Origin of the sequence: Collimonas sp. OK242 (assembly GCF_900107095.1) — a bacterium.
Lineage (GTDB): Bacteria > Pseudomonadota > Gammaproteobacteria > Burkholderiales > Burkholderiaceae_D > Collimonas.
The window spans coordinates 1-15,161 of sequence record NZ_FNOR01000036.1 but is presented as its reverse complement, the minus strand read 5'-3'; the positions used below and the strand labels follow the sequence as shown (position 1 = coordinate 15,161).

Here is a 15,161-nt window from a genome sequence, read left to right as displayed (position 1 = left end):
CAGCTCGCGGGCAAAGAAGGCCGAGGCCTTTTTTAAGATTTCTACATCTCCTCGCAGTTGGCGGTTCTCCTGCTCCAACTGCCTGATTCGTTGTTGCTCGGGCGTCAGCGGTTTGCCAATGCCTGGCTGGCCGGATTGCTCGGCATCGTACTGCTCTACCCAGCGACGCACGGCGGTCGGGCCAATGCTCATGCTCTCGCATACGTGCTGAACACTGAGTCCCTGTTCTTTGATCATTTTGACGACCTCAAGCTTGAAGCTGTGATCGAAAGTGCGGCGTTGCCTTGTCATGCAAATCTCCTCGGATGGTGGATTGTCCACCTATCGAGGTGTCCGGGCAAATTAGACCACTACACTGTGGACGTGCCCAGTACCTGCACCGTCGGTGACGGCGCCTGCGGTCCGGCCGGCATCGGCTTCCTTCAAAAATCCAATGATCTGTTCTTCAGTAAATCGCTTCTTCATCGTCCGTTCCTTTGAGAATCGGACTCTACTACGTTATGAAGCTAATGTTGGGGGCAGGTCAATTTCGCAAGCAAAGGCACAGGCTACCTATTAAGTCTTTTATAGACAGTTCTCTTTTCATCTTCAACTATTGGACCAACGATGACACCAAAGCCAACCTGACGACTACGAGACAAATTCGCCTCAATTAAATCTCCTCGATCCGTTAAATATATTTTTTCACTAAAATCTTCATAGTGTGATGTAGCTCCCTCAACGGAATGCCCTACCATGCCATTGCTCCCCCCCCAGTGATACACATGCTCGTGACATACAGCATCCGTTGAAATGGTTGATTGATACTCCGCGACTAAATCTCCACTGTCGAAGTACAGCCGAACCACATATTTGTAATCATTGATTTTGGATATTTCAAAATAAGATTTATCCCATACTCTTGTTATCGAAACGTTTTTACTTTGCGTTATAGTCTCCATTTTTTTTCGTACGCTTCCATCACTTACGGGCAATACCAAAACAGGAAATTTCATTACGGGATTTATTGGTGCTAAATACCGCCCCGAAAGATCAGGGCATGGGCTTGCTACAAAACGGTGATCTGGTGACGGATAGTTAGTTGGCAGCGTTCCATCACATCCACTCAACACTAAAAATAAAATCGCAAAAAAAATGAAATTTATGCTTCTTAATTTATTCATCTCATTTTCCAATTTTCTCATCATTTTTTTTCTGCTGATTAAACGGCAACATAGGATTCACGCCGTATTGGTTAAACAGCGTTGAGGTAGCAAATGGTAAGGCTATTGGGATATCAACAATCGTTTGCACTTCCCTTACCCAATCTGGTAAAAAATCTTTTGGTACTTTGTTGCCGTATTTATCATAGTAACCCGTCGCATCTGCCAACCAATCGTGAAACCCAGAAAATGAAGCCATCGCTTTATCGGAGAAACTACCCGCAACCACAGGAAAACCAGCCAGCGTTTGAGCAATGGCTTGCGAACCTCCTGTCAGTCCACCTTGATTTTTCAAGGCTAGTTCAGCTAAACCTGTTTCTGTAATCCCCCCCTTGTTGTAGTCGTTAATGATATTAGTTGGGTACTTACTCGCATCGGGAACAAACGTTTGCATCGTGCCTGGCTCACCAGTTAACGTTCCGAAATCCCCTAATTTATCCTGAACAATCCGCGTACCCTGCACCTGATAACCATCTCCATCAACACCTACACTGCTACGCCCACTCAAATTATTATAAACTTGGCAATCATCAGGCGTATTACAAACCTTAAACCCCGCGTATTGTGACGACGATTTAATCTCCGTCTGCCGTGCTGCATCGGACATCCACGCCAAACTCGCAGTCACAAACGAACTCTTCGCACCAGCTTCACAGCCGCCACCAGTCAACTCTCCACTAGCGCAACCAGCCGCCGTTGTCGCCAACAAACGACTCGCATCATAAGTACTTCCATATGCTCCCGTCACAGCACCACCGATAGCACCTGCCACACCAGATTTCAAAATATCTCCAGCATTAAGTGTTCCGGTGAATCCCAATTGCGTCACCGTGCTAGACGCCATAGCCCCCAGTGCCCCAGCTATAGCTAAATTAGCGGCACCACCTACAGCAAAAGCTGAACCAGCCATAATGCCACCTGCTGCGGCTGCCTCCGTAAAGGTCGCCCCTGCAGCAACCGCATCAAGCATGCTCACAGCGGCTGCTTGCTGCATCGCCCCAATGGCAGCGGCCGCAGCGCCGGCAGTAACAATCGCTAATGCGACCGCCGCTACTATGATTATGATCGTGGCTGTCGGATCGGCTTTCTTGGTTTGTACCCACTCCTGATGGGTATGATTTTGCGCAGTGCTTTGGGTAAAGTCAGTGCCAAGCTGCTGCTGCAAGTTGTCCAACAAAGCCTGGCTGCCGGCCTGGTTGACGGTGCCATCAGCATTAAGTTGCTGGAACTGGCCGCTGATGCTGTTGACGCGATCGACGTTGAGCTGGTAGTTGACGGCCGACAGGAAACCACCGGGCTGGACTTCATCACCGGTGACCTTGGTATAACCCTGCTTGTCGGTGCGGTAGGTCTGTACGCCGATGTCGGCATTGCGCGCTTCATTGTTGAGTTGCTGCGCGTTGATGATCAGTTGTTGCGCGCTGATGAAGCCCGTATTGGTGATCGTGCCGTTCGGATGATCCGCATCGCCAGTGCCGGTCGCGGTCAGCGTGACCTGATTCCCCTGAATGACACCGCCTGCCAATGCGCCTTGCGTGGCCTGCGGCAGATAGACCTGCGGCATCAGGGCATTGATGGTCCCACATTGGGAGGTTCCGGTTGCCTTGCAACTCGGATCTGGCACGGTCTGCTCGACGTACCACAGCATCGGCGCATTCAGCTCGTTGATTTGCTGTTGCGACAGCGCTTGGCCCAGTTGGATATTATTCTGCGTCGCGTAGTTGATCGCATTGCTATACAGGACCGCTTTTTGCTGATCGGCCAGGTTGACCTGCGTTTTACTGTCCCATTGCACACCACTCACAAAACTGGCGTTACCGGTTTGCGCCAAGGCTGCTTGTTGCAGTTTCTGGTCTTCTGTATAGGGATCGAAGTAGAAAGGCACACTGCCATTCGGTTGCAATGCCGAAGGCAGATTGTTCAGTAACACCTGCGGCGTCAAGCCGCCCAGCACACTGCTGGCCGGATTGGTGATCACGTATTTTGGATCGTTACTGCTGCTCTGGGTCGGCAAACCGCTCTGGCCTGCCGGCGTGCCTGCGGTGAAATGGAAATCGCCGTTGCCGACGGCCGTCGTCGGCGCTGTTGCGAAACCCTGGCTGCCGATGGGCGCCGTTGAGGTGCTGCCACTGCCGCTACTGGCGGCAACAACCGTGTCCCGTATCAACGTTTGGGAAGGCAGACTCGCATTCGTATTGAGTTGCGCCGTTGCACCGACTGCCCCTGCGGCCTGGCTGGCCCCATTTTGGGCGTTCGTTGCCGTTACCGGCACGCCGATCGGACCCAGCGCAATGACGTTCTTCGGATCAGGTGAAATCAAAACAAACGTCGGTAGGAGGCAGTTGATGCCCGAAGCGGAATAGTAAGTGTAGGACAAAAATCAGGTCAAGAACAGTAAGCGCAGCTACGTCTTGCACAAAAGAACACAAGATCAACAAACTTATTGCTTACACCACATTGACGCGCAATGGCGCTATCGCCCAACATTGTCAATTCGTTATTACTCAGCAACCTCAAGACGGAGCGGCGTTTGTCCTAGTTGCTACGACGCAGGCCATGGGTACCGGCTTGCCTGCATCCTTGCTTTCGGCGACGTATGCCTCGATGGCGTCAGCCGGGATAGCGGCCAGTTGCTCGGGTAATCAGTAAAAGTTATCAGTCTGATATATTTTATTGCAACACCCCTATGTCTAGAATCGCCATCGGCATTCAGCCCAGAATTGTCTTGTCCACGATAGTCCCCTCTTGTTCTAGCAGCCTAGGTCAACAAGCAATAGGTGACATGTCCGGCGTCATCCGGTAAATCGCCGCGAATGAAAATTTCACGGGTCAGATTGGAAGAAGTGAACACAGAAACAAGAACGGAAGCGAATAAGCCAATAGCTTTAAAGGCGATTTGCGGGGTCGCTGCAAATGCCTGCGTGGCGAGTTTCTCAAGAGTAGCAATAGCGCCTTCAACGGTCAGTTCCGCAAAGAGATCCTCTGCTTCATTATTTGAGGGATCAGCGTTGTTCACAGTGACGTAATAGCCATTGTCATTCACTTGTATGCTCACCGAAGCGTCTGGACGCACTGTGATGATTTCGCCAGAGGCGAGACCAACTCCGCCTGATGGAACCGGAATATTGACACCGTCCGGCGCGGCGACATTGCGAACTCCACAAACATTGACATCGTCGTTAGACATGGCAGGCTCCATTCGTATTGGAAGATTGATTAAAGAAAAGTCGATTTATTTTCGACCGGGGGATTAAGGATTCGTGCTTTGCGAGGTGCCCGTGTTTTGATCCGGATTTGATGCTGTGCCTGCGGCGCTGGACGTTGCCGGCACAGTTGATGAGTCCGCTGGAGTCGCATTGAGGGACGGTGGCGTGTCCACCGGCGGCAGAACCGGCAATTTACTGCAAAACATGGCCACAACTTGCATTCCATCGTGAGAATAAGTCACTGAACCATCAGATTCGATATTTTGTGTCGCGCCATGCAACGAAAATGGCCCAAGAACCCCACCTGGAGAATTGAGTGCTGCTTTGGCTTCGTCAGACCAATGACCCGAAATACGTAAGTTGCGCACGATGACCATGGCAACAGGCATCCCATAAACCAACCCGTCGTCTGCCGCAGTTGCGTTTCCTGATGGGAGCGGTAACAGGGCTCCTCGCGGCAAGCCCGGGATATACCAACCTTGGTCAGCCAGGAATACGCCGTCCCACCAAGAGACACCTGCTGCCAAATATGCCAGCGTGACGTATTGATGTTCCAAATGAAGCGTGATGGTCGATGAAGAGCCAGGTTTGAATACTGGTATTGGATCGATTGGATGGAACCAAATTTGAAGCGGCTGTATTGTCGTCAATTTCGCGTTGGTCGTACCAACATCGAGCCGTTGCGGAGCCAGCTCCGTCAAAACTTGAGGCGATTGCTTCATCGTCGGTTGTGACAGCGTCAGGCTCTGAGCCACGATTAGATTTGCAGGCCTTCGCTCATACGCGCTGCCGTCAACTTTCAAACCGGGGCGATCGGAACGCGATATTACCGTGCCCGTCGTAGCGGGCTGGGGTGGCGAGGCTTGTGTTGGTGAAGGAAGAATAGATGCAGGTTCAATTTCGCGCGTTCCTACCATCCAGAACTGAGGTCTGAGAGTGAGCGGTAACGATGATTGCGGTTGAGTTACCGTCGTTCGGGTTTGGGCGGAATCAAACGTGTTCCAGTACGCTGAATTTGCTGGGAGGAACCAATCGTCAGGTTCACAAACCACAGGATTGGGGACATCTCCAGCGCCAAAACTTGCCTTCGCATCCTTGATCAACTCACTCACACGCTTCCAATTGTCTTCCGAAGGATTTCCAACCGGCAGAGCATAGCTCACAGCGCTTTTATAGATCTGACTTGCTTTCCCGTGTGAAAGGTCAATTCCGTGCACTTCGCGTCCGGATGGGGACATGACTACAGGTGCGTCGACATGCACTGCGAGAAATGTTTGTACCTGCGTTGGATTTATGACTCCATTTTGAATTAAGTCATTAGGGACAGAAATGCTAGGCAAAAAAACCAGGGACGAGTTTGGAACAGTAGCACCGTAAGCGTCGATTAGAGCTGCGGTCAGTGTCTCCCCAACCGCCGTAATTTGATCGCCGTCAGACATGGCATGACCTAAGCGTGCACGTCGGAAGAAGTTTCGCCCGGCTTCAGTTTCGGCAAAGTGGGATCATCAATTTTGGGCGCAGCCGGTTGAATTTCACCAATCCAACCCGCAATTTGCGAGCCCATAAGGCTTAGAGTGCCGCCTTTCCCACCGTCTGAAGAAAAGCTAAACCCTGACGCGGTGTCGCTTGAACCGAAGGCACCGCTTGATTGTTGGTCATCATGCTTTCCTGAAGCGTTGTACCACAAATAGCTGGCCTGAACTCCAACGGAATTCGAACTTGATTGACCTGAACCGGAGCTATTCTGCATGGCGCTGTTGAACGCGGCGCCGGTATCACCCCAATCGTCACATGTGATGGTGACATTGCGTACGATCAGAAATCCTTTTGGCAACATCGGGAGCAAAGCAGTCGCTTTATCGCCGATTTGATTGGCTATGGTGCCGTCGCTAATGCTGTTTTTACGTTGGCCGACAAGATACCAACCTTCGATATTGAAAATGTCGCCGAGCAACCAGGGACGCTCTATAGTGGCGATGAAAAACTCAAGCGTCACTGTCGCTGAGCTGGAATGGTCCGCATGTGACGTCCAGTCGAATTGATTGGCGTGATTGGCAAATGCGTTTGATGCATCCGCGTGGCTTGCGTTAACGGACGCACTGGCGACGCCAATATTGACACCGGCGCTTCCGCTGGTCGAGGACGACTGCTGACGCTGCCAATTGTCTGCGAAAGAACCCCGTCCGGACGCTGTCCGCGCATCATGCGCAGACGAGTGTGCCGTGATTTTTTGCACGCCAAAAGAATTGTCCGTAGCATCCCACCAGGAAATCGGGCTAATATAAGACCAAGGCACATTAACCGAAACGGCTCCACCAAGCTGTAAGGAGTAGGCTTCGAACATCTGGTTAGCCAGATCTACCAAAGCAGTGACCGCGCTCTCACCAACGGTCGCGATTGTGGCAAGAGCGTCTTCGACCTGTTTTCTTCCCATACCATTCAAATCATCGCGTGCCAGAGTAACGGCACTTGCGTACGTTTGGGCTTGAACGGGCCAAACTTGTCCTGCGACCGGATCAGCCATGGCTTGAGCATAGGCTGCAGCTTGGGCACCTATCGCATCAGTCCAAGCTTTGTGGTTGCGCCGATATTGCGCGTAAAGCTGCGTATACCCGCAAAAATTGCCGTTGTTGTCGCGCAAATAGAGCAAATTCTGGGCCGCAGCTACGGCGTCGAGGACGGCCTGCGCGGGCTGCCCAGTTTGCAACGGCTGTATACCCTTGAGGATGGTGTAATACTCGATGCTCGCTCTGCGTTCGGGCCAAGCCGACGCAATGCCATTTTGAGTTACTTCAAGCATTTGGTCGACAAGGTTTGATGTGAACCAGGCGTTTTGAATTGAATTCTCAAGCTGCTGATCCGGCTTTGGCTTAGGCGGCGGAAAGACCGCACCGGCAGGCCCCGTTCCATTTGAGGCAGTCGCTCCCGCTGTACCTGCTTGCGCCGGAGCTTGAACGAAAGTGCCATCATTGCCAAAACTGCTTGATGAGTCTCCGCCACCCGGGGTCCAAGCGTTCGCGAACATTTTGGGATCAATGGGGTAGCCGGTCGGCATATGCATGTAAATTGCCGTGCCTGAAGGCTTGCCATCCGGGCCAATTTGGCTTGCCGAGACATTCCGCTCTATTTGATCGAGCGCGTCAAGCAACGCCTTTGTAATACTTCCAGCTGCAGTTAATTGAGTCGCTGAGTCCGGCATCGCGCGCCACCTTTCAGGTAAAACTGGTCAGGTAAGTCTGCCAATGGGCAGAATTCAAAAAAGCTTCAGTCGCAAGCGCGCGATAATCGCCCCGTCCGGGGAGTTTGTAGGCTTCCAGTTCGCCACGCTAGCCCCACCGAATCACGGTGCGCAAACTACCGCAACAATGACCGGCAACTCCGCTGGCCATCAGCGCGTCGATCATACTTTGGGCAATGGGTATCCTGTAAGGGGCTAAAGAAATCCTCTCCTTTGAATCTCGGGAGTAATTGCCCTTAAGAAACATAGGCAACATCGACATGAAAGTCAAGATTGTCGCGACGGTCCAAGTTGACAATGCATCGCTTCGCGCTACCCACACACACCTAAACCGTCATTCGGCCATGAATATCGCGCCACAGATCATCATCGACCAGTGGGCACACAGTCTCAATCGAGGAAGCAGAATCCGGCTTGCGATCCAGCATTTTTTTTGCTTAAGCTTTCGTACAGATAGGGAGTGGGCGTCTGAACTGGTTGTCCAGTACCGTAGAAACGGGAGACACTAATGATGAGCGATCCGGCTGGCGCTTCAATACCGAACCCTTGGTTCATTTGGTCATGGTGGCTAAGTCAAATTATGGCCTCGGCGACACGTAATCCTTTTGCTGCAGGTTTTCTGAATGAACCTATTTTGCCCAATGGGATCTTTGCAGGTGTTGTTATCGTTGAAAATAATTCAAGCGACCCTCAGGCCGAGCGTGACATCATTAGCGAACAGAGCTACAGGTGGGGCAATCAAGGGGCAACACATAGATGTCTTCTGCGGTGCAACGGCAGAAAACTGCTTTCCCGCGTTCATCACAAGTGACAATACAACCGGATTCAAAGCAGTAGCCGTTACTGATGCATCAGTAATATCGAAGTTGAAAAGCATGCACAAGCCATGATGTACAGATCTCCGATTGTGCAGCAAGTCCACCCGTGCCGAAGGAGTACATCGAAATTTTCTACAACCGCCAGCGGCGTCATTCGCTCCTTGGCTACATTTTGCCAGCACAGTTCGTTGAGAATTTCAGCAATACTGAGCTGGCTGCTTAAGACGGAAATGTCCGTTATTGACAAGTACACCTCAGTTTCTAGACGGCTCAATCAGCTGAGCATATCGCAAGGATGCCCGTGGCCCTGCACCAGCTCCTGGTCGGAAAATTGCTACGTAACTAAACGTCGGGCTATGACGCCCGACGTACTCCATCTTAATTTGGCAGCTTACGTGGACGTCCAGCCTTACTGCGACGCACATGCGGCGCGAAAGCTGCAACGTCAAATTGACAGTTTGGATCATTTAGCGATACAGAACTGAGGTCCACCTCCGCACGCTGAGCGCCGAAAGTTAAAACTCCGGCAGTTTTCGAGTCCTGACCGGGGCTACCGACTTTGGGGCGCTGCGTAGAACTGTACGGAGCACCCCTGGGGCTAAGAAAAGCGTAGGAACCCTGTAGCCAATGTTTCAAGATACGCAGATTAGGTACTTCACTCAGCGAAAATCCGCTAACTACTCCGTGGACGAGACGCGGATGGACATCAAATCTTGCTCATTGTTTTATTTGCAGCCAGCTTTAATGCAATTGCCTTTTGAGGTCGGAAAGCTCACTGTGTGCATGCACTACGGCCGTTCTTACCTTGGCGTCTACCCCTGCAGCGCCTTGAAGCGCCAGCTCAGCGCGCCCGCCGATTTCTTCCAGATCATCTACGCAACGACGTATGCTCTTGTCATCTTGCGAATCAAAAATCTTCTTCGCTTTGGTTGAGTGTTGTTCCCACTGCATGACGCAATCCTTCAAATTTTGCGGCAGTTTTGCACTGGTCTGGCAAGCAGTTGCGGCTTCCTCGATATCGTGTTCGATGCGACCGAAGCGCCGTTTTATCTCACTGTGTTGTAGCATGATATAACTCCTTTTCAGCTGATAACTCTGATAACAATACGTGCCCTCAGACCACAAAATTAATCTCGATAAATATTGACCGAACTGGTAGACATGATTTTTTCGTAGCCTGTTTCTTTTGATAGATGTAAGTAACCGAAGTTCAAAGAACATTAGGCAACGGTACACGAATAACAAAACCGATAGAAACGTCAATTTTCTTTTCAGCGCAACCCCCACGCAAACATACTGAGGAGAACAATGAAGGCCTGTTTGCGACAAAGAACGATTAAGACGATGAATACCGTCTGCGCGATGACAGTGCCGATCAGCATGGTATCCACATCGGATTGCATCGTGTATTGGGCTGATTTGGCTGCAGCGTTGTTTAACACAGGCATCGAAGCAGCAGCAATTAAGACAGCTAAAGTAAGATATTTCATCTGATATGGCTTATACCGTCTCTATCGAATCGATATTTGTGACGGTGAGTCTATGGCCTACAACTTTGCCGCCGATAAACGCAAACATTTCGTCATTCACTTTGGTTATGGGGGCTTCTGTTCATATACCCTAAGCTGCGCGCATCCCCCTCTTCGCATATTGCAATCCTTGAATTTGTTGTCGCCTCTGTAATTTTATTCCCGCCGAGTCCGGTATTCCCAAACAGAAAACCCCGGCAGCTTGCGCTTACCGGGGTTCTGCTGAGACGTCCCTTTTTGGAGTCTCTAAGACTAAGCTTCTATTGAGGCTTGATTCTTGTAATTTCGCTGATGTGGGCTTTGCCAGACAGCGGCTTGAAAATAGAAACCAGAACCGGGTAAGGAGGAACAACCGGATGGGAAACTTGACCGGTGCACAAGAAACAATAATTCGTGCCTGCCACAACTTGCGTTGCAAAAGCCGATGGCGTGTAAGTCACGCCAATAATATCCTCCGTCGCTTCTTTTAATACCGCCCTCGCTGCACCGGTTATTTCATAGTCAAACGGAGTCCAACCACCAGCCAATTCTGTCGTCATGTTATTCCCCTTGCGATGACCGCATAGTCGGATACCCGTAACTGTCGCGGCCTTCCAGTTACAGGCTACAAAAATGCTGACACTTGCCGAAGAGAAACCCATGCTAGTCGCATGCGCAAGGAAAACATACTGGTAAAAATGTCAGGTGCGCTTGTCAATTCGACCTGGGGAAAACGGTGCGGTGCCGAGGCTCTGCGTCTATATGCCTTGCGACGCAAAGCCCCGCGAATCTCGGTAATGGCAGCATGGTCGCGTTTTCTGCGCCAGCCGAAGAGGCTTGTTGAAAAATTGGTAGAACAGGATGTTGGGTCATGGCGTAAGCTCCTCCTATAGGGGAAGCTTATACCGTAAGCACGTTATGACCGTTTTCTTTTTCGCGGTCGCAGCTAACTATACAAACCTGTAATTCCTGCAGGCGCTTGTGCAAATAGACCTACTGTGCTGGTCCACGCTGACCTATCCTGATGGCGCTGACCTCATTGTTCATGAATGACCGAATGATGCGTGTTGCATCGACCAGTTGAATCCGCCACCCCAAGCCGACATAGCCCATTTTAGCGCAACCGGCGGCCCCACCCTCATCGCGGACATAGGCCTTGGCCATTGCCTGGCTATCCTTTACGCTTGAAAACGCTTTCGATACTCATCTGGCGTTTCTCCAGTTAAGCGGCGAAACATGGCAATGAATGTGGAGGAGCTGCTATACCCAAATTCCAACGCGATGCTTTCGACTGTTCGACCTTCTGCCAGTAACGGCATTGCCTCGACGATCTTCAGCCGTTGTCGCTACTCTGCTAATGTCATACCCAAGTCTCGCTGACAACTTCGAACACTACTATGACGCAGTACCTTGAAATTTGGCACTCAAAAAATCAACCATGACACGCACCCGCTTTGGCAAAAAGCGTCCACTCGGCAACAGCGCGTTCAACGGATAAGGCTCAGTCTGCCAATCTTCGAGTAGTCGCACCAATGTGCCACTATCCATATCGCGGCGTTGCTCAAGTGGCGTCTTCAAAAGAATTCCGGCGCCGACCAAAGCCCATTCGCGCGCTAGCGAGGCGTCGTCGACGCTGCGATCACCATTGACCCGCACGTGCTCCCATTGCCCATCCTTCTCGAATTTCCAGAGCCGATGCGTACGTCCGCCACGACCAAACATTACGCAATTGTGTTTTTCGAGTTCTTGTGGACTAGTCGGTATCCCGTGACGTGCCAAATAACTTGGCGCAGCGGTCACAATTGGATAAAACACGCCCAGCGGTCGAACGACCAATTGTGAGTCAACCAGTTCTCCATAGCGAATTGCCAAATCCACCTCGTCTCGAATGACGTCAAGCACGCGGTCGCCAACGAAGAGTGATAAATGCACCCGTGGGTGCGATATCAAAAATTCATCAAACCATGCGAGCAGGACGGCACGCGTGAGATCGCTCGGTGCGGCCACGCGTATCGTTCCTTCCAGCTCGCCCTGGTCTTCCGTTACCTGCGCCTCCCCTTCTGCAACCAATTCAAACGCGCGATTCGCATATTCCAAGAGAGTTTGACCGTGAGCCGTCAGCCGCAAGGCACGTGTTGAACGCTCAATTAAGCGTGTGCCGAGTTGGGTCTCCAAGCGTTTTAGCATCGCACTGGCGGCCGCCGGCGTGACGCTCATTACCGCTGCTGCCTTGGTCAAACTTCCGGTGCGTGCGGTATGGATCAGCACTGCTAGATCCGACATATTTTCAATTTTCATTTGAAAGTGTTGTTTCTTTATCTGTATTGTCAAATCTTTGTTGTAATTATACAGTTCACCTCACTGCAGTACGCGCTCTGTAGGCTACTCATCACATTGAAAATCAACACGAGGAATCAGTATGAAAGCAATTGGTTATTACGAATCTCTTCCCATTGGCGACGCCGCCTCTTTGAAAGACATTGAGTTGGCGATGCCATCTTTGCAACCACACGATCTATTGGTAAGAGTTGGGGCGATTTCTGTCAATCCGGTCGATACCAAGGTGCGCTTGCATCGCGCACCGAAAGATAATCAGCCAGAAATTCTCGGCTGGGATGCGGTCGGTGTCGTGGAAGCGACTGGCGCAGCAGTATCGAATTTCACAAAAGGCGATCGTGTGTATTATGCCGGCGCAATCACCCGCCCCGGTACCAATAGTGAGCTGCATGCCGTCGACGAACGCATTGTCGCCATGGCGCCAACGTCGCTTGATGACAGCCAAGCAGCAGCATTACCGCTAACGGCAATTACCGCATACGAATTGTTATTTGATCGCCTTGGTGCCACCAAAGGCGGCAACGCCGGCAAGACCTTGTTGGTGATCGGCGGTGCCGGTGGCGTGGGTTCGATCCTCATTCAACTTGCGCGCCAACTGACCCATCTTCGTATCATCGCGACTGCTTCGCGTCAGGAAACACGCCAATGGTGCCTGGACTTGGGCGCACATGCGGTCATCGATCATAACCGACCGATTGCCGAGGAACTGAAAAGTGGCGGCTTTGGCGAGGTCGATTACGTGGCCGCATTAACGCAGACCCCGCAACACTACGATCAAATCGTAGAAAGCTTGAAGCCGCAGGGTAAGCTGGCAGTCATCGACGACATGGATAAGCTCGACGTCATGAAGCTCAAGACCAAGTCGATCTCGCTCCACTGGGAACTGATGTTCACGCGTTCCATGTTCCAGACGCCGGATATGGCCGAGCAAGGGAGATTGCTGGCGGAAGTTGCCGAGTTGGTCGATAGCGGTCGAGTCCGTACGACTGCCAGTTCCAATTTCGGACGCATCAATGCCGAAAATCTGCGTCGCGCACATGCCCATATCGAGAGCGGCCAAGCGCGCGGCAAGATCGTCCTCGCGGGATTCTAATTTTACACGTCCAGCAATTTTTTTCACTTCGCTTCACTTCACTTCACTTAATAAATATCATGAACACACATACCAAAACGTTTTCCCAAGCATCTATCACCCGTCTGACAGCCCATGCCCTGATCGAAGCGGCGCAAGCTGCAGCGCGCGACATCGGTATTGAAGTCACCATTGCCATTACCGACAATGCCGGTCATCTGAAGGCTTTTGACCGTTCCGACAAAGCGCCTTTTCTGACTGTAGAAGTAGCAATCGACAAAGCATGGACCGCAGCATCCTTTGGCTTGGCGACCCACGTCTGGAATTCAATCATCAGCAAGAGCGAAGTCGCGCAGTTGGCGCACCGGCCGCGCATGGTCGCAGTCGGGGGTGGCTATCCAATTCTTTTGGACGGACAAGTGGTTGGCGGCATTGGCATTTCCGGCGGCAATGCGCTGCAAGATCAACAAGCCTGCGAGGTAGCGCTGAAGGCACTTGGTTTCGATTTGCCGGCATAAATGCGGAATGAAACGCGCTTAAAAAGCGCGTTAAACCGCATCGTGGGGATATCACCATGAAGAACTTTTTCGCAGGACCAACCATTGTCACCACCTTCGCCGTCTCGCTGGCGCTCATTATGTCGCTTAATAGCAGCTGGGCGCCAAGTCCGAACGACATCAAGACACCGGCAGAGGCAAGCGTTGACCTGTATTCAGACATCTCTGCACGTAACTTGGACGGTGTGCTACAGCTAATTCCCGCCGAAGGATTCACCGAAATCGGGGTGGGGGAAGGCGAAACCCATCGGCTTGACAAGCAAGCTTTTGAAAGTTTCTTCAAAACCGACTTGATGATCAATTTACGCGCTGTAGACGTCAAGGTTCAAGATTTCGGCGACACGGCCATTGTCACCGGAATGCGAGTCGGCTCGATAACCCCCAGGGGAGATCAAGCGAAAGAAAAGCGACACTCCTTTACCATGGTATGGGTAAAGGTTGGAGGTCGATGGCAGCTACGTCATGTTCATCTGTCAGCAGTCGAACATTTGTAACCTGTCCATTATTCAGCCGGCATCTGTGAACTTGAAATAGTTTCCCCTGGACGCACCGGGAGTGGCTTTCAAGATCATTGAAGCCGGATCAATAACTAAAATTTGCGGCAATACACACGAGACAGCAGACAATCAATTGTGAAATATTTCTTGCCGTCAACAGAAAGCCACGAATGACGGCAACGTGGTCTACAACGGCCGTTGGAGAGATGATTTACTTTGGGTGTGAAGGGCAGGTTATGGCCGATAGCCGGCTATCGCGTTTCGCCCCGAAGCCGTCCTCGCGACTTCCCGAAACCTGACATTCAACGTGACGAGTGACGACCAAGTGGAGAGAAATCAGTTTGCTGCGCATCCCATTGGCGGAAATGTTAGGCAGTTTTGGCAGGGGATATTTAGACCTGTCAGAAATTCTGTGTGCGGGGCCAGAATTTCGTAGTTAGTTAATCGCGTTCGTGAAACGTTCGCCGAACATGATGGCGAACTGGTTGGCTGCTTGCTTCCATGTCCGCTGCGGCATCTTCCAATCTTTTTCAATATTGCGCAAGGCGAGGAACAGCAATTTTGTTGCGGCGTCATCGCTGGGGAAGTGGCCGCGATTCTTGACGATCTTTCGAAGGCGCATATGCAGGCTCTCTATGGCATTGGTCGTATAGATAATCGTGCGCACCTCGGGTGGATAGGCAAAGAACGGAATGACCTGCTGCCACTGCCGCCGCCACATGGTTG

At 51.5% G+C, this 15,161-nt stretch carries 16 protein-coding genes and 1 pseudogene; 4 read left to right on the top strand and 13 right to left on the bottom strand.

The genetic code is table 11. The features are described 5' to 3' along the window. The 7 genes and pseudogenes from BLV81_RS22960 to BLV81_RS22945 form a co-directional block, all read right to left on the bottom strand. Nucleotides 1-291, bottom strand: a pseudogene (locus BLV81_RS22960) (transposase); the annotation flags it as partial. A gap of 51 nt (nucleotides 292-342) precedes the next feature. Beyond that, the gene (locus tag BLV81_RS24350) at nucleotides 343-465 is read right to left on the bottom strand and encodes a hypothetical protein (protein WP_255365433.1); all 123 of its coding nucleotides are present in this window, start codon (nucleotides 463-465) and stop codon (nucleotides 343-345) included. Between the two features lie 83 nt (nucleotides 466-548). Beyond that, nucleotides 549-1,187 (bottom strand): hypothetical protein, encoded by a 639-nt coding sequence (locus tag BLV81_RS23800; protein WP_143036436.1) that lies wholly within the window; start codon nucleotides 1,185-1,187, stop codon nucleotides 549-551. Then, nucleotides 1,165-3,579, bottom strand: a complete 2,415-nt coding sequence (locus tag BLV81_RS22955; protein WP_143036435.1) for a hypothetical protein — start codon at nucleotides 3,577-3,579, stop codon at nucleotides 1,165-1,167. The genes BLV81_RS23800 and BLV81_RS22955 overlap by 23 nt, the downstream gene beginning before the upstream one ends. A 381-nt stretch (nucleotides 3,580-3,960) precedes the next feature. Beyond that, nucleotides 3,961-4,389, bottom strand: coding sequence for a hypothetical protein (locus tag BLV81_RS22950; RefSeq protein ID WP_143036434.1), 429 nt, complete (start codon nucleotides 4,387-4,389; stop codon nucleotides 3,961-3,963). A gap of 63 nt (nucleotides 4,390-4,452) precedes the next feature. Next, a complete protein-coding gene (locus BLV81_RS23795; RefSeq protein ID WP_143036433.1) occupies nucleotides 4,453-5,847 on the bottom strand; it encodes a hypothetical protein in 1,395 nt (464 codons plus the stop codon). A gap of 8 nt (nucleotides 5,848-5,855) precedes the next feature. Continuing rightward, nucleotides 5,856-7,607, bottom strand: coding sequence for a hypothetical protein (locus BLV81_RS22945; RefSeq protein WP_092360211.1), 1,752 nt, complete (start codon nucleotides 7,605-7,607; stop codon nucleotides 5,856-5,858). 547 nt (nucleotides 7,608-8,154) lie between these two features. Here BLV81_RS22945 and BLV81_RS23790 point away from each other — a divergent pair. Then, the gene (locus BLV81_RS23790) at nucleotides 8,155-8,457 is read left to right on the top strand and encodes a hypothetical protein (protein ID WP_143036432.1); all 303 of its coding nucleotides are present in this window, start codon (nucleotides 8,155-8,157) and stop codon (nucleotides 8,455-8,457) included. A gap of 748 nt (nucleotides 8,458-9,205) precedes the next feature. Here the strand turns inward: BLV81_RS23790 and BLV81_RS22935 are convergent. The 5 genes from BLV81_RS22935 to BLV81_RS22915 all read right to left on the bottom strand — a co-directional run bounded on the left by BLV81_RS22935 (nucleotide 9,206) and on the right by BLV81_RS22915 (nucleotide 12,270). Continuing rightward, nucleotides 9,206-9,532, bottom strand: coding sequence for a hypothetical protein (locus tag BLV81_RS22935; protein WP_092360209.1), 327 nt, complete (start codon nucleotides 9,530-9,532; stop codon nucleotides 9,206-9,208). A gap of 203 nt (nucleotides 9,533-9,735) precedes the next feature. Continuing rightward, nucleotides 9,736-9,954 (bottom strand): hypothetical protein, encoded by a 219-nt coding sequence (locus BLV81_RS22930; RefSeq protein ID WP_092360208.1) that lies wholly within the window; start codon nucleotides 9,952-9,954, stop codon nucleotides 9,736-9,738. Nucleotides 9,955-10,253: 299 nt separating this feature from the next. Further along, on the bottom strand, nucleotides 10,254-10,532 hold the full coding sequence (locus BLV81_RS22925; protein WP_092360207.1) for a hypothetical protein: 279 nt from the start codon (nucleotides 10,530-10,532) through the stop codon (nucleotides 10,254-10,256). 618 nt (nucleotides 10,533-11,150) lie between these two features. Next, entirely contained in the window at nucleotides 11,151-11,303 is a 153-nt protein-coding gene (locus BLV81_RS22920) for a helix-turn-helix domain-containing protein (RefSeq protein WP_255365434.1), read from the bottom strand. 64 nt (nucleotides 11,304-11,367) lie between these two features. After that, nucleotides 11,368-12,270 carry a LysR family transcriptional regulator gene (locus BLV81_RS22915; protein WP_092360214.1) on the bottom strand — a complete coding sequence of 301 codons (903 nt, stop codon included), beginning with the start codon at nucleotides 12,268-12,270 and terminating at the stop codon, nucleotides 11,368-11,370. 121 nt (nucleotides 12,271-12,391) lie between these two features. Here BLV81_RS22915 and BLV81_RS22910 point away from each other — a divergent pair, with 121 nt between their 5' ends. Genes BLV81_RS22910 through BLV81_RS22900 form a run of 3 tightly spaced genes read left to right on the top strand, consistent with a single transcriptional unit; the run spans nucleotide 12,392 to nucleotide 14,432 of the window. Further along, nucleotides 12,392-13,402: a zinc-binding alcohol dehydrogenase family protein gene (locus tag BLV81_RS22910; RefSeq protein ID WP_092360206.1), complete on the top strand. Its 1,011-nt coding sequence runs from the start codon at nucleotides 12,392-12,394 to the stop codon at nucleotides 13,400-13,402. 59 nt (nucleotides 13,403-13,461) lie between these two features. Then, a complete protein-coding gene (locus tag BLV81_RS22905) occupies nucleotides 13,462-13,899 on the top strand; it encodes a GlcG/HbpS family heme-binding protein (RefSeq protein ID WP_092360205.1) in 438 nt (145 codons plus the stop codon). A gap of 56 nt (nucleotides 13,900-13,955) precedes the next feature. Further along, nucleotides 13,956-14,432, top strand: a complete 477-nt coding sequence (locus tag BLV81_RS22900; RefSeq protein ID WP_092360204.1) for a nuclear transport factor 2 family protein — start codon at nucleotides 13,956-13,958, stop codon at nucleotides 14,430-14,432. A 439-nt stretch (nucleotides 14,433-14,871) separates the two neighbouring features. Here BLV81_RS22900 and BLV81_RS22895 read toward each other — a convergent pair. Next, the coding region (locus BLV81_RS22895) for a transposase (RefSeq protein WP_143036420.1) at nucleotides 14,872-15,161 on the bottom strand (290 nt) is incomplete at its 5' end.